Raw genomic sequence first — 15,040 nt, 5'->3', positions numbered from 1 at the left:
GCGAACGGAAGACACGATGGCAAGGAAATATTTCGGCACCGACGGCATTCGCGGCCTGACCAACGCGGGCGCGATGACCGCTGAGATGGCGATGAAGGTCGGGATGGCGGCGGGGCGACACTTCCTGCGCGGACAGCATCGCCATCGTGTCGTGATCGGCAAGGACACCCGGCTGTCGGGCTATATGCTGGAGAGCGCGTTGCAGGCCGGGTTTACGAGCGTCGGGATGGACGTGACACTGGTCGGCCCGATGCCGACCCCGGCGGTGGCGATGCTGACCAAGTCGATGCGCGCCGACATGGGCGTGATGATCTCCGCGAGTCACAATCCGTTTTTTGACAACGGAATCAAGCTGTTCGGGCCGGATGGTTACAAATTGTCCGATGAGGACGAACTGGCGATCGAGGCCGCGATCGACGGTGAAGTCGCGCTCGCCCCGGCGGGCGAGATCGGCCGCGCCAAGCGGATCGACGACGCGCGCGGGCGCTATATCCACTTCGCCAAATCGACCTTTCCCAACGACCTGCGGCTCGACGGGATGAAGGTGGTGGTCGATTGCGCGAACGGTGCCGCCTATCAGGTCGCGCCCGAAGCGCTGTGGGAATTGGGCGCCGACGTGGTGCAGATCGGGGTCAATCCCAACGGGCTAAATATCAACGACAAGATTGGCTCGACGCATCCCGAGGCGCTGTCCGAGGCGGTGATCGCGCATGGCGCGGCGGTCGGGATCGCGCTGGACGGCGACGCCGACCGGCTGATCGTGGTCGACGAGAAGGGGCGCGTGATCGACGGCGACCAGTTGATGGCGACGATCGCCGCCGGCTGGGCGCGCGCGGGGCGGCTGGCGGGCGGCGGGCTGGTCGCGACGGTCATGTCGAACCTCGGACTCGAGCGGCATCTGAAGGCACAGGGACTCGGGCTGATCCGCACCGCGGTCGGCGACCGGCACGTGCTCGAGGCGATGCGGCGGCGCGGCTATAATGTCGGCGGCGAGCAGTCGGGACATATTATCCTCAGCGACTATGCGACGACCGGTGACGGACTGGTGGCGGCGTTGCAGGTGCTGGCGGAGATCTGCCGCGCGGGCGCACCGGCGAGCGAGGTGCTGCACCGGTTCGAGCCGCTGCCGCAATTGTTGAAGAACGTGCGGTTTTCGGGGGGCAAGCCGCTGGAGACGGCGGCGGTGAAGGCGGTGATCGCGGACGCCGAGGGCGAGTTGGCGGGACGCGGGCGGCTGGTGATCCGGCCGTCAGGAACCGAGCCGGTGATCCGCGTGATGGCCGAGGGCGACGATCCGGCGCAGGTCGAGCAGGTGGTCGATCGCATCTGCGACGCGGTGCGCGCGGCGGTTTGAGGGGGGGGATCCTCAACCGTTCCCCGGCGGAGGCCGGGGCCCAGTTGGGGAGGCGGACGTAACGGCGCTCTCCGCTTCGTCACCAGCGTCCCCCAACTGGGCGCCGGCCTTCGCCGGGTGACGAAAGGTCAGCGCTCGTTCAAATAGTAACGGTCGGTCGCATTGAGTGCGTCGTCGAGTTCGTAGACGATCGGCTGACCGGTCGGGATCTCCAGCCCGGTGATTTCGTCATCCGAAATCGCCGACAAATGCTTGACCAGCGCGCGGAGCGAATTGCCGTGCGCCGAGATCAAGACGCGCTGCCCGTCCTTGAGCGCTGGGGCGATGCGGCCTTCCCAATAGGGCAGCACGCGCGCGATCGTGTCCTTGAGGCTCTCGGTCGCGGGAACGTCGATCCCGGCGTAGCGGCGGTCGGCCGAGGGATCGTAGGGGCTGCCGGCTTCGATCGGCGGCGGCGGGACGTCGAAGCTGCGGCGCCAGATGTGGACCTGCTCGTCGCCGTGCTTCGCCGCGGTCTCGGCCTTGTCGAGCCCGGTGAGCCCACCATAATGCCGCTCGTTCAGCCGCCAGTCCTTCTCGACCGGCAGCCACAGCCGCCCCATCGCCTCCAGCGCGAGGTTGAGCGTCTTGATCGCGCGGGTCTGGAGCGAGGTGAAGGTCTGGTCGAAGTCCAGCCCCTTGGCGGCCATCAGCTCACCCGCGGCGCGCGCCTCGGCCGCGCCCTTTTCGGTGACGTCGACGTCCCACCAGCCGGTGAAGCGGTTTTCGAGATTCCAGGCGGACTGGCCGTGGCGGATGAGGACGAGCGTCGGCAATCGGGTTCTCCCGTTAGAGGGTCAGGGTCAGGAACTGGTTATGCGGGCTGGGCCGGTAATCGGCGAAGGCGTCGCATGCGACGAAGCCGGCGCGGTGGTAGAGCGCGAGCGCCGGGGCATAGGCGTCGGTCGTCCCGGTTTCCAGGTAGAGCTGCCGATAGCCACGGGCCCGCGCCGCTGCGACGATCGCCTCCAGCAGCGCGCGACCAACGCCACGTCCGCGCCACGATTGGGCGGCGCGCATCGATTTGACCTCACCGCTGTGCGAATCCAGCTGGCGCAGCGCGCCCATGCCGATCGGGGTGTGATCGTCCCACGCCGTCCAGAAGGTGACGTCCGGGGCCGCCAGTCCTGAGGCGTCCAGCGCAAAGGAAAAGCCGGGCGGCGTGTTGCCACGCTGCTCGGCGAGATGCGCGGCCAGCAAGGGCGCGATGGCGGGGTTGGCCGGATCGTCCTTCCTGATCTGCATCATGAGCCCCGCTGCTTGTCCGAAGAATGGCTCCGATCTAGCGAAAGGCGCGACCGACACAACAGGAGAGCGCCGATGACGATCCGCCGCCGCACTATGGTCCATGACGGGCCGGGCGGTCCGTTCGAAGGTGTGTTTGCGTGGGACGATGCGCAACCCGACGCGCGGCCGGCGGTGCTCGTGATCCCCAACGTGCTCGGACAGAAGGAAAGCGACAACCAGAAGGCCGAGGCGCTGGCGGGGCTCGGCTATGCCGCCTTCGCCTGCGACCTGTTCGGGCAGGGCAAGCGGACGCAGCGCGGGGCGGGGGCGAGCCGCTATATGGACGAACTCAACACCGACCGTGGGTTGCTGCGCGAGCGGCTGCGCGCGGCGCTGGGCGCGCTGACCGTACAGGATGAGGTGGATGAGGCGAGAGTCGCGGCGATCGGTTTCTGCTTCGGCGGGAAGTGCGTGCTCGACATGGCGCGGGCCGGAATGCCGATCCGCGGCGGCGTGAGCTTCCACGGCGTCTACGACCGGCCCGACTGGCCGAGCGTCGACCCGATCACCGTACCGCTGTTGATCTGCCACGGGTGGGACGATCCGCTCGGGCCCCCATCGGCGGTGGTCGAACTGGGCGAGGAACTCACCGCCGCGCGCGCCGACTGGCAGATCCATGCCTATGGCCGGGCAGGGCACGCCTTCACCGATGCCGCCATGCCGGCCGGACAGGCCGGGTTCGGCTATGACGCGCAGGCCGATCGCCGCAGTTGGCGCGCGATGAGTCAATTTTTACAAGATTGCCTGTAAAAACAATTAGATGATTGCCGGCTTTCTGGCGGCATTGTAGCGACCCGGTCAGGCGGCGGGCAACGGTCAACCGATGCACGCGGTTTCCAGAACAGCATGAAGCGCGGGGACGTCGGGGGGTATGGGGATTACCGTTTATGCGCCGGCGCCCACGCCCAGTGACGAAGCCGCCCGCGAACGCGCGGTGCTGGCGTCCGGCGCACTCGACGCGCGTGATGACGGCGAACTGGTCGAGTTGGTCGAACGGGCGCGGCAGCGGTTCGGCACCGGGATGGCGGCGGTGTCGATCCTCTCGCGCGACTGGCAGTATCTGATCGCCGCTGCCGGGGTTTCCTCGCGAACGTACAGTCGCCGCATGTCCCTGTGCGGCCATGCGATCATCACGCCGCAGGCGGTGTTCTGCGTCGAGGACGCGCGCGCCGACGCGCGCTTCGCCGACAATCCGGTGCTGATCGACGGCGGGCAGGTGCGCTTCTACGCAGGCGCCCCGCTGGTCGATGCCGATCATCTGCCGATCGGGACGTTCTGCGTGTTCGACCGGACCCCGCGCGCTGACTTCGGCGCCTATGAGCAGATGCACCTCCGGCAATTGGCCGACGCGGCGATCGCGCGGCTGGCGGTGCGCCGCGCCGAGCGGACCGCGACCTGATGGATCAGCCCGCCGCGGCGGCGCGGTGGTGGCGGATCACCTCGTCGATGATGAAGCGGAGGAACTTCTCCGAAAATTCCGGATCGAGCTCGGCGTCCTCGCTCAACTGACGCAGCCGCGTGATCTGCGCCTCCTCGCGGCCGGGATCGGCGGCGGGCAAGCCGGTCTGCGCCTTATACGCGCCGACCGCCTGCGTGATCTTGAACCGTTCGGCGAGCAGGCACACCAAAGCGGCGTCGATGTTGTCGATGCTCTTGCGATAGCCCTTCAGAACGTCGTCGGTCATCACGGCTTCCCCGTCAAAGCGATAATGGTCATGCAGCCCGCGCTTGCGTTGCGCGCGTGCCTCCCCCTAAGGGCAGGAACAGATGAGCGCTACCTTGCACCGACTTCCCGGGCACACGCCCTCGCTCGATCCGATGATCGGGCTGGTCGCCGCCGACATGGATCACGTCAATGCCGTGATCGTGGAGCGGATGCGATCGGAAATCCCATTGATCCCGGAGCTGGCGGGGCATCTGATCGCGGGCGGGGGCAAAAGGATGCGCCCGATGCTGACGCTTGCGGGTGCGCAACTGGTCGGCTATGGTGGCGATCGGCATCACCTGCTGGCCGCGGCGGTCGAGTTCATCCATACCGCGACCCTGCTCCACGACGATGTCGTGGACGGATCCGACCTGCGGCGCGGCAAGCGCACCGCCAACATCATCTGGGGCAATCCCGCCAGCGTGCTGGTCGGCGACTTCCTGTTCTCGCGCTCGTTCGAACTGATGGTGGCGGGCGGCAACATGCGCGCGCTGGAAATTCTCTCGAACGCCTCGGCGGTGATCGCGGAGGGCGAGGTCAACCAGTTGACCGCGGCGCGGCGCGTCGATCTGCCCGAGGAACGCTATCTCGACATCATCCATGCCAAGACCGCGGCGCTGTTCGCCGCGGCGTGCCGGATCGCGGCGGTGGTCGCCGAGCGTCCGGCGGCGGAGGAGCAGGCGCTCGATTCCTACGGTCGCAATCTGGGTATCGCATTCCAGCTGGTCGACGATGCGATCGACTATACCAGCGACGCGGGCACGATGGGCAAGGATGCCGGCGACGACTTCCGCGAAGGCAAGATGACGCTGCCGGTGATTCTCGCCTATGCGCGCGGCGGTGACGAGGACCGCGCCTTCTGGCGCGACGCGGTCGAGGGGCGGCGGGCGAGCGACGCCGATTTCGCGCATTCGATCGATCTGGTCCGCCGGACGCGTGCGGTCGATGATACGCTCGCGCGCGCGCGGCATTACGGGCAGCGCGCGATCGAGTCGCTGGCGATCTTCGCCGACAGCGCGATCAAGGAGGCGATGGTCGAGGCGGTCGAGTTCGCAGTGGCGCGGGCTTATTGATACTGCCGGTGAGCGCGTGGGGCACGCCCTTCGACAGGCTCAGGGCGAACGGAATTTAGTTAGGGCGAGCCTTATCCACGACGTTCGTGCTGAGCCTGTTGAAGCACGTGTTCCGAGTGTTTGGACAACTGGGGCTTTAGCTGGCGTTCCGCTGCACTCGTCCACGAAGCCAGAAGAAGCGGAGCCCCGGATCAGGTCCGGGGCGACGGCGCTCAGATCAGTTTTCGTCGCCCATGCGCAGCGCGGCGATGAAGGCTTCCTGCGGGATGCTGACCGAACCGTATTCGCGCATCTTCGCCTTGCCCTTCTTCTGCTTCTCCAGAAGCTTGCGCTTACGCGTCGCGTCGCCGCCATAGCATTTGGCGGTAACGTCCTTGCGCATCGCGCTGATTGTCTCGCGCGCGATCACCTTGCCGCCGATCGCCGCCTGGATCGGGATCTTGAACAGATGGCGCGGGATCAACTCCTTGAGCCGCTCGCACATCCCGCGTCCGCGCGTCTCGGCGGTGCCGCGGTGGACGATCATCGACAGCGCGTCGACCGGCTCCTCGTTGACGAGGATGCTCATCTTGACGAGATCGCCCTCGCGATAGCCGATCTGGTGATAGTCGAAGCTGGCATAGCCCTTCGACAGCGACTTTAGCCGGTCGTAGAAGTCGAACACGACCTCGTTGAGTGGTAGCTCATAGGTCGCCTGAGCACGTCCGCCTACGTACGTGAGATTCTTCTGAATACCGCGCCGGTCCTGACACAGTTTCAGGATCGAGCCGAGATATTCGTCGGGCACGTAGATCACCGCCTCGATCCACGGCTCGCTGATCGACTCGATCTTGTTGGGATCGGGCATGTCGGCGGGGTTGTGGAGGTCGATCTGGCCGCCGCCGTGCGTCAATTCAATTTGATAGACGACGCTCGGCGCGGTCGTGATGAGATCGAGGTCGTATTCGCGGGTCAGCCGCTCCTGGATGATCTCCAGATGCAGCAGCCCGAGGAAGCCGCAGCGGAAGCCGAAGCCGAGCGCGGCCGAGGTTTCCATCTCGAAACTGAACGACGCGTCGTTGAGCCGCAGCTTCGAAATGCTCTCACGAAGCTTCTCGAAGTCGTTGGCATCAACGGGGAAAAGCCCGCAGAACACCACCGGCTGGACTTCCTTGAACCCCGGCAGCGCCTCGGCGGCGGGCTTCTTCGCGTCGGTCAGCGTGTCGCCGACGCGGGCCTGCGCGACATCCTTGATCTGCGCGGTGATGAAGCCGATTTCGCCCGGACCGAGGTCGGTCAGTTGCTCGATCTTCGGGCGGAAGCAGCCGACGCGATCGATCAGATGCGTCGTTCCGGCCTGCATGAAGGTGACTTGCTGCCCCTTCCGGAGCGTTCCGTCCACCACCCGGACCAAAATCATCACGCCCAGATACGGATCGTACCACGAATCGACGAGCATTGCCTTGAGCGGTGCGTCCGCGTCACCCTTCGGTGCCGGAATCTTCTGGACGATTGCTTCGAGAATGTCGGGGATGCCGATCCCCGACTTGGCGCTGGCGAGCACCGCGTCGGACGCGTCGATGCCGATCACGTCCTCAATCTCGGTGCGAACCTTCTCGGGCTCGGCCGCGGGCAGGTCGATCTTGTTGATGACCGGTACGATCTCGTGGTCGTGCTCGATCGACTGGTAGACGTTGGCGAGCGTCTGCGCCTCGACGCCCTGCGCCGCGTCGACGACCAGCAACGCGCCCTCGCACGCCGCCAGCGAGCGCGACACTTCATAGGCGAAGTCGACGTGGCCGGGCGTGTCCATCAGGTTGAGCGTGTAGGTCTCGCCGTCGTGCGCCTTGTAGGACAGGCGCACGGTCTGCGCCTTGATGGTGATGCCGCGCTCCTTCTCGATCTCCATATTGTCGAGCACCTGCTCGCTCATCTCGCGATCGGTCAGGCCGCCGGTCGCCTGGATGAGGCGGTCGGCGAGCGTCGACTTGCCATGGTCGATATGCGCGATGATCGAGAAATTGCGGATCGTGTTGAGCGAGGTCGTCATAATCCTCGCGCGCCTAGCGCAGCAATGGCGCAAGCGATAGAGGGGCCAGCGATCCGGGCCCGCCGCGCAAACCGCCAATCTGGGCCGCCCGCTGACTTTTTCGTGACACATCCGAAACGTACATTCGCCGGCCGCAAGGACCGCTGGGCGTCGCGGTGGTGATGCCGCAAACAAGGGGAAGCACGTGGAACGTCGTTTGATCGTCGCTTTGCTGGCCGGGGTCAGCCTGTTCGTCAACGCGCCGGCTGCCGCGCAGAAGCTGGCCGGTGCCTCATCTGGGCAGAAGCTGCAGGAAAAGACCGCCGCCGAAATCCCGCATTGCACGCGCAAGCTGGGGACGCTGTCGATCGTCGATGGTGACAATTCATCCTATTGGACGGCGTGGAACCTCGCGCCGCCCTCCAAGCTGCTGAAGGTGCTGGTGCAGCGTTCGGGCTGCTTCAACCTGGTCGATCGCGGCAGCGGACTGAACGCCGCCGAGAAGGAGCGGGCGATCGGCGCCAACCTGGGGCTGCAGCGCGGCACGAACGTCGGGCAGGGGCAGATCAAGGCGGCGGATTATGTGCTGGTCGCCGAGGTGCAGGGCGCAAACAGCAATGTCAGCGGCAGCGGCGCCGGCGCGGGGATCGGCGGGCTGCTCGGCGGCGCGGTGGGCGGCCTGCTGGGCGGGATCAAGAGCAAGAAGCTGGAGGCCAACACGGTCCTCTCGCTGACCAACGTCCGCACCACCGAGACGGTCGCGACCGAGGAAGGCTATGCGGCGAAGAACAGCCTGTCGCTGGGCGGCGGAGGCTTTTTCGCAGCGGCCGGCGCGGCGGGCGGCGGCTATGACAACACCGATATCGGCCGGATCGTGACGCTGAGCTTCATTCAGGCCTATAGCAAGCTGGTCACCGGGCTTGGGCTGGTGACGCCGGGCGACCCGGGCACCGCGCAGGCGGCCACGGTGAAGACGTTCACGGTTCAGGCGCCGGTGGCGCTGCGCGCTTCGGCGGCGGCGAGCGCGGCGACCCTGCGCACCCTGCCGCTCGGCGCGATCGTCTATCCGACCGGCAACAAGAACGGCCTGTGGTGGGAGGTGGCCGACGAGAACGACAATGTCGGCTGGGTGCTCAACACCAAGCTGGCGCCGTCGCAGGTTTCGGAGAAAGCCCCCGATATCCACTGATCGGGATCGGCCCTCGCGTCACCGGCGCGGGGGCCGACTACATCGCGGCGCGGATCGCCTCCAGCGCGTTGAGGTAACGCCGCGAGCCTTGGCCCTGGATCAGCACCCATGGCACGCCGCGCCGCTCCAGCTCGCGCCGCGACAGGTCGAAGAAGCGCTCACGCGCGTGCTGTGTGCCGAACATGCGGGTGCCGTCCTCGATCCACGGCAAGTCGATGTCGAACAACAGGTAGAGGTCGGCGGTGGCGTTCCAGCGATCGAACCACGGGTCGCGCCGCCCGAACATCATGTCCGCCCATACCGCGCTCATCAACGGATCGGTATCGAGGATCACGGGCCGCGCGCCGCTTTCGCGCGCGGTGCGTGCCTTGGCGTCCTGCGTCCGCGCGATCATGACGAGGTCGGCCATCGTCAGATCGGTGCCATAGGTTTCGCAATAAGTGCGGCCGAATTCGGCGACGCTGACCGAATCGAACTGTTGCGCCAGGCGCGGTGCGACGGTCGACTTGCCGGTGCTCTCCGGCCCATGCAGGCACACGGTTCGCACGCTCATGCCGGCACCGCCCGCCAATCCGCGCCGGCCGCCCGCCGCCAGTCGATCAAGCCCCATAAAGCGAGCGCGAGATAGACGAGGTAGAGGCCGGCAAAGGCATACAGTCCCTTGGCGAGATAGAGCGGCACCGATGCGACATCGATCGCGATCCACAGCCACCAATTCTCGACCGCGCGCTTCGCCATCAGCACCTGTGCCGCGATGCTGGCTGCCGCGATGCCGGCGTCCCACCACGGCAGCGCGGCATCGGTCCAGCGGTGCATTGCGCCGCCCCATGCCAGCCAGCACAGCATCATCCCGCCAAGCCACAAGGCGCGGGCACGCGAGTCGAGGGTGAAGACCGGGACATCGCCGCTGCGCGCCTGCACGCGCCGCCAGTTGCGCCAGCCATACAGGTTCGCGGCAACGAAGAAGAGCTGGAGCAAGGCGTCCGAATACAGCCGTGCGCGGAAGACGACGAACCCGAGCAGCGCCACCGACACGATCGCGGTCGGGAAGGTCCAGATGCTCCGTCTGGCCGCGAGTGCGACACAGGCGATCCCCAGGGCGGTGGCGGTCCATTCAGCAAGCGACATCGCCGTGGAACGTAGCCGCGCGAATCTGTAAAAACAGCTACGATTCCCCGCTTGCGCTGCGAATTTCCGCTGATATAAGCCGCGCCCTGTCGACGGTACATCCGACCGGCACCCTGGTCGGGGAATAGCTCAGCCTGGTAGAGCACTGCCTTCGGGAGGCAGGGGCCGGAGGTTCGAATCCTCTTTCCCCGACCATTCATTCGCCGCATCTGCGCGGCACCATTCTTCCGCTGATGCGTAGGGACGGCTCACCTTCAGGAGCGCGTTTCCGATGAGCGGACCCCGGTTATTCCAGCCACTTGCGATCGGCGGCCTGACGCTCGCCAATCGCATCGTCATCGCGCCAATGTGTCAATATTCCGCCGTCGACGGGTGTATGACCGATTGGCATACGATCCATCTCGGCCATCTGGCGCTGTCGGGCGCGGGCATCCTGACGATCGAGGCGACCGCGGTCGAGCCGATCGGGCGAATCAGCTATGGCGATGTCGGACTGTGGGACGATGCGACCGAGGCGGCGATGGCGCGAGTGCTCGAATCGGTGCGCCGGCATTCCGACATGCCGATCGCGATCCAGCTGGCGCATGCCGGACGCAAGGCGTCGACCGACCTGCCGTGGAAGGGCGAGCGGCAGATCCCGGCCAGCGATCCGCATGGCTGGGAGACGGTCGCGCCGTCCGCCTTGCCCTATGATCCCAGGAACCCCGCGCCGGTGGCGCTCGACCGCGACGGGCTGGCGCGCATCCGCGACGCCTTTGCCGAAGCCGCGAAACGGTCAGCGCGGCTGGGGCTCGACCTGATCCAGATCCACGCCGCGCACGGCTATCTGCTCCACCAGTTCCTGTCGCCGCTCTCAAACCGGCGCGACGACGACTATGGCGGGTCGCTGGAAAACCGGATGCGCTTTCCGCTGGAGGTTTATGACGCGGTGCGCGCGGCGTTCCCGGCCGAGCGGCCGGTGACGGTGCGCGTGTCGGGGAGCGACTGGGTCGAGGGCGGCTGGGATGCCGAACAGACCGTTGCCTTCGCTACGGCGCTGGAGGCGCGCGGCTGCGCGGCGATCCATGTGTCGAGCGGCGGGCTCGATCCGCGCCAGCAGATCCCGGTCGGACCGAATTATCAGGTGCCGTTGGCGCGCGCGGTGAAGCAGGCGGTGTCGGTCCCGGTCGTCGCGGTCGGGCTCATCACCGAGCCGCAGCAGGCCGAGGCGATCGTCGCGACCGGAGATGCCGACATGATCGCGCTGGCGCGGACGATCCTCTACGATCCGCGCTGGCCGTGGCACGCCGCCGCCGAGCTGTGCGCGCGGGTGAAGGCACCCGACCAATATCTCCGTTCGCAGCCGCGCCAGTACAAGCAGCTGTTCGACGTCGAAGGTTGAGTGCCGCGCGATTGTCTTCATCGGGGGCGAGTGCCATGAGCGGGGTCATGCGCTTCCTGCTCTCGCTGCTCGCCCTCGTCACCATGGCCCTGCCGGCGGCGGCGCAGGAGCGCGCGCCGTTGGTGCTGGCGGCGGCGAGTATGCAGGAGGCGCTGACCGACGCCGCCGACGCATGGGCGCGGGCGGGTCACGCGCGACCGCGCGTTTCGTTCGCGGCGTCGTCGGCGCTTGCGCGGCAGATTGCGGCGGGCGGGCGCGCCGATCTGTTCATCTCCGCCGACAGCGACTGGATGGACGATGTCGCCCGGCGCGGGCTGGTCGTGGCGAAGACGCGCGCGGTGCTGGTGCGCAATCAATTGGTGGTGGTGTCGCGCCCCGCGCTGCCGCGCGTCGTCGCGACCAAGGGCGCGGCGCTTGGCAAGCTGCTGGGTAGTGCTCCGCTGGCGATGGCCGATCCCGACAGCGTTCCGGCGGGAAAATACGGCCGCGAGGCGCTGACCCGGCTTGGCGCATGGGAGGCGGTCGCGCCGCGGGTCGTCCGCGCGGAGAATGTCCGCGCGGCGCTGGCGCTCGTCGAGCGCGGGGCAGCACCGTACGGGATCGTCTATGCGACCGACGCGCGCGCTGCGACCGGCGTGCAGGTGGCGGGGGTGTTCCCACCGCGCAGCCATGCGCCGATCGTCTATCCGATCGCGCGGCTGACCGCTGGCGAGAGCCCGGAGGCGGAGGGCTTCCGGCGCTTCCTGCTGTCGCGCGCCGGGCAGGCGATCCTCGCGCGGCGCGGCTTCACGACGCGTTGAGCGAGCTGCTGCCGATCGTCCGCCTGACCCTGCTGGTCGGCGGGACCGCGACATTGGGGGCGCTGCCGGTCGCCTTCGCGCTGGCGTGGGTGCTGGCGCGGTGGCGGTTCCCGGGGAAGGTGCTGCTCGACGGGCTGGTGCATCTGCCATTGGTGGTGCCGCCGGTGGTGACGGGCTGGGTGCTGCTGCTCGCCTTCGCGCCGGCCGGGCCGATCGGGCGCGTGCTGGAGGCGGGGTTCGGGGTCAGCGTGCTGTTCCGCTGGACCGGCGCGGCGATCGCGGCGGGGGTGATGGCCTTGCCGCTGATGGTGCGCGCGATGCGGCTGTCGATTGAGGCGGTCGACCGGCGGCTGGAGCAGGCGGCGCGGACGCTGGGGGCGACGCGCTGGCGCGCCTATGCGACCGTGACGCTGCCGCTCGCCGCACCGGGAATCGCGGCGGCGCTGGTGCTGGGGCTGGCGCGCGCGATCGGCGAGTTCGGGGCGACGATCACCTTCGTGTCGAACGTGCCGGGCGAGACGCAGACGCTGCCGCTTGCGATCTATGCCGCGCTCCAGCGGCCGGGGGGTGAGAACGAGGTGTGGCGGCTGGCGGCGGTGTCGGTGGTGCTGTCTTTGGTGGCGCTGATCGTGTCCGAGGCGCTGGTGCGGCGCGCGGGGCGGGGCGTGCATGTCCTTTGACGTCGATGTGGCGGCGCGGCGCGGGGATGCGGTCGTCGGTGCGCGCTTCGTGGCGGGCGACGGGCTGACGGTGCTGGTCGGGGCGTCGGGGGCGGGGAAGACCAGCCTGCTCGACATGATCGCCGGGCTGCTGCGGCCGGTGCGCGGGCATGTGCGGGTCGGCGGGCGGATGCTGTTCGATGCCGACGCCCGGGTCGACGTGCCGCCGGAGCAGCGGCGGGCGGGTTATGTGTTTCAGGATGCGCGGTTGTTTCCGCATCGGCGCGTGCAGGCGAATTTGCTGTACGGCGCGCGCGATGCCTCGCGGCTGGCGGAGGTGGCAGCGACGCTCGACATCGCGCCGTTGCTGCGGCGCTGGCCGCGAACGCTGTCGGGGGGCGAGGCGCGGCGGGTGGCGATCGGGCGGGCGTTGCTCAGCGAGCCGGCGTTCCTGTTGCTGGACGAACCGCTGTCGTCGCTCGACCCGGCGCGGCGCGAGGAGGCGATGCGCGCGATCGAGCGGGTGCGCGATGCGCGCACGGTGCCGATCCTGATGGTGACCCACGATGCCGCCGAGGCCGAGCGGCTGGGGGACCGGGTGATTACGATCGGGCTCTCGCCACCAGCCCGTTTGCCCTGAGCCCGTCGAAGGGCGGGCCACGGGACACGTGCTTCGACAAGCTCAGCACGAACGGAGGTTGTTTCGTCCGATTAGCGCAGGCAGCTATCCAGCCCGCCGCGCCGGACCGCGCCGATGTAGCGCGCGATCTGGTTGCCGCGGCGGCGGACGAAGCCGGTCGGGGCGATCGCCTCGCGCTTCTTCGGCAGCGGGAGGACGGCGGCGATTCGTGCTGCCTCGACCGGGCTCAAGGTCGCGGCGCTGTGATGAAAGTACCGCTGCGCCGCCGCCTCCGCGCCATAGGTGCCGATCCCGGTTTCGGCGATGTTGAGATAAACTTCCATGATCCGCTGCTTGCCCCAGATCGTCTCGATCAGCAGCGTGAACCATGCCTCCAGCGCCTTGCGGAGATAGCCGCCGCCCTGGAAGAGGAAGGCATTCTTGGCGGTCTGCTGGCTGATCGTCGAGCCGCCGCGGATCCGCCGGCCCTCGGCATTGTGCGCTGCCGCCCCCGCGATCGCGCGCCAGTCGAAACCATGATGGCTGCAAAAGCGCGCATCCTCACCCGCGATCGCGGCGCGCGCCATGTCGGGGTCGATCCGCGACAGCGGCGTCCAGTCCTTGGTCACCGAATGGCCGCCGACCACGTCGCCCATCATCGTCATCGTGAAGGGCACGGGGACGATCGCGTACACGCCGACCCAGACGAGCGACAGCACGACGAAGCCGAGGACGATCTTGATGAGCAGGCGCAGCGCGGTGAACATGCGCCGCCTCGTACCGGCACCGGGCGGGGTCGCTCAAGCCCCCGCCGGCGCCGGATCGCGGGTCAGGCGGTCAGCAGCCGCTGGTCGCCCGCCAGCCGCATCATCGCGCGCTGGAGCTTCTCGAAGGCGCGGACCTCGATCTGGCGGACGCGCTCGCGCGAGACGCCATAGACCTGGCTGAGTTCCTCCAGCGTCTTGGGATCGTCGGTGAGCCGCCGCTCGGTCAGGATGTGCTTCTCGCGATCGTTGAGATCGTCCATCGCGCTCATCAGCATGTCGTGGCGGACGTCCGCCTCCTGCTGGTCGGCGACGACGCTGTCCTGCAGCGGCGCATCGTCCTGCAGCCAGTCCTGCCACTGGCCCTCGCCGTCCTCGCGCATCGAGACGTTGAGCGACGTGTCGCCGCCCATCGCCATGCGGCGGTTCATGCTGACCACGTCCGCCTCGGTCACGCCGAGATCGGTGGCGATCTTCTGGACGTTCTCGGGCGTCAGATCGCCGTCCTCGAACGCGTCGAGGCGGGCCTTCATTCGGCGCAAGTTGAAGAAGAGCTTCTTCTGCGCCGCGGTGGTGCCCATCTTCACAAGGCTCCACGAGCGCAGGATGAACTCCTGGATCGAGGCGCGAATCCACCACATCGCATAGGTGGCGAGGCGGAAGCCGCGATCGGGCTCGAACTTCTTCACGCCCTGCATCAGCCCAATATTGCCCTCGGAGATCAGCTCGCTGACCGGCAGGCCGTAGCCGCGATAGCCCATCGCGATCTTGGCGACGAGCCGCAGGTGGCTGGTGACGAGCTGCGCTGCGGCGTCGGTGTCGCCATGCTCCTGAAAGCGCTTGGCGAGCATATATTCCTGCTCAGGCGCGAGGATCGGAAACTTCTTGATCTCCGACAGGTAGCGATTGAGGCTCTGCTCCCCGCCGAGCGCAGGAATCGTCGCGGGGACGTTGCTGCGGGTTGCCATGATCCTAAGTCTCCCTTCCTTGCGGAATACGCGCGACGTGCCCACTGGCGACGCCGACCCGCGTTC

At 67.7% G+C, this 15,040-nt stretch carries 17 protein-coding genes and 1 tRNA gene; 10 read left to right on the top strand and 8 right to left on the bottom strand.

Going from position 1 to position 15,040, the window contains the following annotated elements; genetic code table 11:
- The first annotated feature begins 16 nt into the window (after nt 1-16).
- Nucleotides 17-1,354 carry a phosphoglucosamine mutase gene (glmM, locus tag PGN12_13170; GenBank protein MEH3104841.1) on the top strand — a complete coding sequence of 446 codons (1,338 nt, stop codon included), beginning with the start codon at nt 17-19 and terminating at the stop codon, nt 1,352-1,354.
- A gap of 128 nt (nt 1,355-1,482) precedes the next feature.
- Here the strand turns inward: glmM and gpmA are convergent, their stop codons facing one another.
- Nucleotides 1,483-2,169 carry a 2,3-diphosphoglycerate-dependent phosphoglycerate mutase gene (gene gpmA, locus PGN12_13165; GenBank protein ID MEH3104840.1) on the bottom strand — a complete coding sequence of 229 codons (687 nt, stop codon included), beginning with the start codon at nt 2,167-2,169 and terminating at the stop codon, nt 1,483-1,485.
- 13 nt (nt 2,170-2,182) lie between these two features.
- The gene (locus tag PGN12_13160) at nt 2,183-2,638 is read right to left on the bottom strand and encodes a GNAT family N-acetyltransferase (GenBank protein ID MEH3104839.1); all 456 of its coding nucleotides are present in this window, start codon (nt 2,636-2,638) and stop codon (nt 2,183-2,185) included.
- A gap of 75 nt (nt 2,639-2,713) precedes the next feature.
- Here PGN12_13160 and PGN12_13155 point away from each other — a divergent pair, with 75 nt between their 5' ends.
- Nucleotides 2,714-3,430 (top strand): dienelactone hydrolase family protein, encoded by a 717-nt coding sequence (locus PGN12_13155; GenBank protein ID MEH3104838.1) that lies wholly within the window; start codon nt 2,714-2,716, stop codon nt 3,428-3,430.
- 121 nt (nt 3,431-3,551) lie between these two features.
- Entirely contained in the window at nt 3,552-4,079 is a 528-nt protein-coding gene (locus PGN12_13150; protein ID MEH3104837.1) for a GAF domain-containing protein, read from the top strand.
- Nucleotides 4,080-4,083: 4 nt separating this feature from the next.
- Here the strand turns inward: PGN12_13150 and PGN12_13145 are convergent, their stop codons facing one another.
- The gene (locus PGN12_13145; protein MEH3104836.1) at nt 4,084-4,365 is read right to left on the bottom strand and encodes a chorismate mutase; all 282 of its coding nucleotides are present in this window, start codon (nt 4,363-4,365) and stop codon (nt 4,084-4,086) included.
- An 82-nt stretch (nt 4,366-4,447) separates the two neighbouring features.
- On the opposite strand from PGN12_13145, the gene PGN12_13140 reads away from it, so the two are divergent.
- Entirely contained in the window at nt 4,448-5,458 is a 1,011-nt protein-coding gene (locus PGN12_13140) for a polyprenyl synthetase family protein (GenBank protein MEH3104835.1), read from the top strand.
- A gap of 217 nt (nt 5,459-5,675) precedes the next feature.
- On the opposite strand, the gene lepA is transcribed toward PGN12_13140, so the two are convergent.
- Nucleotides 5,676-7,487 (bottom strand): translation elongation factor 4, encoded by a 1,812-nt coding sequence (gene lepA / locus PGN12_13135; protein ID MEH3104834.1) that lies wholly within the window; start codon nt 7,485-7,487, stop codon nt 5,676-5,678.
- A 184-nt stretch (nt 7,488-7,671) separates the two neighbouring features.
- Here lepA and PGN12_13130 point away from each other — a divergent pair, with 184 nt between their 5' ends.
- A complete protein-coding gene (locus tag PGN12_13130) occupies nt 7,672-8,655 on the top strand; it encodes an SH3 domain-containing protein (GenBank protein ID MEH3104833.1) in 984 nt (327 codons plus the stop codon).
- Between the two features lie 37 nt (nt 8,656-8,692).
- Here the strand turns inward: PGN12_13130 and PGN12_13125 are convergent, their stop codons facing one another.
- Nucleotides 8,693-9,208 (bottom strand): AAA family ATPase, encoded by a 516-nt coding sequence (locus tag PGN12_13125; protein MEH3104832.1) that lies wholly within the window; start codon nt 9,206-9,208, stop codon nt 8,693-8,695.
- Nucleotides 9,205-9,783 (bottom strand): nicotinamide riboside transporter PnuC, encoded by a 579-nt coding sequence (gene pnuC, locus PGN12_13120; protein MEH3104831.1) that lies wholly within the window; start codon nt 9,781-9,783, stop codon nt 9,205-9,207. Before pnuC ends, PGN12_13125 begins: the two co-directional genes overlap by 4 nt.
- Nucleotides 9,784-9,901: 118 nt before the next feature.
- On the opposite strand from pnuC, the gene PGN12_13115 reads away from it, so the two are divergent.
- The 5 genes from PGN12_13115 (at nt 9,902) to PGN12_13095 (ending at nt 13,263) form a co-directional block, all read left to right on the top strand.
- Nucleotides 9,902-9,978, top strand: a tRNA-Pro gene (locus PGN12_13115).
- A 76-nt stretch (nt 9,979-10,054) separates the two neighbouring features.
- Nucleotides 10,055-11,164, top strand: a complete 1,110-nt coding sequence (locus PGN12_13110; GenBank protein MEH3104830.1) for an NADH:flavin oxidoreductase/NADH oxidase — start codon at nt 10,055-10,057, stop codon at nt 11,162-11,164.
- Between the two features lie 35 nt (nt 11,165-11,199).
- Nucleotides 11,200-11,964, top strand: coding sequence for a molybdate ABC transporter substrate-binding protein (gene modA, locus PGN12_13105; GenBank protein ID MEH3104829.1), 765 nt, complete (start codon nt 11,200-11,202; stop codon nt 11,962-11,964).
- A 5-nt stretch (nt 11,965-11,969) separates the two neighbouring features.
- Complete coding sequence (gene modB / locus PGN12_13100; protein MEH3104828.1) at nt 11,970-12,644, top strand: molybdate ABC transporter permease subunit; 675 nt, start codon at nt 11,970-11,972, stop codon at nt 12,642-12,644.
- Entirely contained in the window at nt 12,634-13,263 is a 630-nt protein-coding gene (locus PGN12_13095) for an ATP-binding cassette domain-containing protein (GenBank protein MEH3104827.1), read from the top strand. The genes modB and PGN12_13095 overlap by 11 nt, the downstream gene beginning before the upstream one ends.
- A gap of 71 nt (nt 13,264-13,334) precedes the next feature.
- On the opposite strand, the gene mtgA is transcribed toward PGN12_13095, so the two are convergent.
- Together mtgA and rpoH are read right to left on the bottom strand one after the other, a co-directional pair.
- Nucleotides 13,335-14,009 carry a monofunctional biosynthetic peptidoglycan transglycosylase gene (gene mtgA, locus PGN12_13090; protein MEH3104826.1) on the bottom strand — a complete coding sequence of 225 codons (675 nt, stop codon included), beginning with the start codon at nt 14,007-14,009 and terminating at the stop codon, nt 13,335-13,337.
- Between the two features lie 62 nt (nt 14,010-14,071).
- A complete protein-coding gene (rpoH, locus tag PGN12_13085; GenBank protein MEH3104825.1) occupies nt 14,072-14,974 on the bottom strand; it encodes an RNA polymerase sigma factor RpoH in 903 nt (300 codons plus the stop codon).
- Between the last annotated feature and the right edge of the window lie 66 nt (nt 14,975-15,040).

Source organism: Sphingomonas phyllosphaerae (genome assembly GCA_036946405.1).
In the GTDB taxonomy this organism is placed as follows: Bacteria; Pseudomonadota; Alphaproteobacteria; order Sphingomonadales; family Sphingomonadaceae; genus Sphingomonas; species Sphingomonas phyllosphaerae_D.
Note: the sequence above shows the minus strand (reverse complement) of the source record. Positions and strands in the feature narration are given on the sequence as shown.

Coding starts and splice junctions, on each gene's coding strand:
- glmM (MEH3104841.1), top strand. CDS start 17: ATGGCAAGGAAATATTTCGGCACCGACGGCATTCGCGGCCTGACCAAC.
- PGN12_13160 (MEH3104839.1), bottom strand. CDS start 2,638: ATGCAGATCAGGAAGGACGATCCGGCCAACCCCGCCATCGCGCCCTTG.
- PGN12_13155 (MEH3104838.1), top strand. CDS start 2,714: ATGACGATCCGCCGCCGCACTATGGTCCATGACGGGCCGGGCGGTCCG.
- PGN12_13150 (MEH3104837.1), top strand. CDS start 3,552: ATGGGGATTACCGTTTATGCGCCGGCGCCCACGCCCAGTGACGAAGCC.
- PGN12_13145 (MEH3104836.1), bottom strand. CDS start 4,365: ATGACCGACGACGTTCTGAAGGGCTATCGCAAGAGCATCGACAACATC.
- PGN12_13140 (MEH3104835.1), top strand. CDS start 4,448: ATGAGCGCTACCTTGCACCGACTTCCCGGGCACACGCCCTCGCTCGAT.
- lepA (MEH3104834.1), bottom strand. CDS start 7,487: ATGACGACCTCGCTCAACACGATCCGCAATTTCTCGATCATCGCGCAT.
- PGN12_13125 (MEH3104832.1), bottom strand. CDS start 9,208: ATGAGCGTGCGAACCGTGTGCCTGCATGGGCCGGAGAGCACCGGCAAG.
- pnuC (MEH3104831.1), bottom strand. CDS start 9,783: ATGTCGCTTGCTGAATGGACCGCCACCGCCCTGGGGATCGCCTGTGTC.
- PGN12_13110 (MEH3104830.1), top strand. CDS start 10,055: ATGAGCGGACCCCGGTTATTCCAGCCACTTGCGATCGGCGGCCTGACG.
- modA (MEH3104829.1), top strand. CDS start 11,200: ATGAGCGGGGTCATGCGCTTCCTGCTCTCGCTGCTCGCCCTCGTCACC.
- PGN12_13095 (MEH3104827.1), top strand. CDS start 12,634: ATGTCCTTTGACGTCGATGTGGCGGCGCGGCGCGGGGATGCGGTCGTC.
- mtgA (MEH3104826.1), bottom strand. CDS start 14,009: ATGTTCACCGCGCTGCGCCTGCTCATCAAGATCGTCCTCGGCTTCGTC.
- rpoH (MEH3104825.1), bottom strand. CDS start 14,974: ATGGCAACCCGCAGCAACGTCCCCGCGACGATTCCTGCGCTCGGCGGG.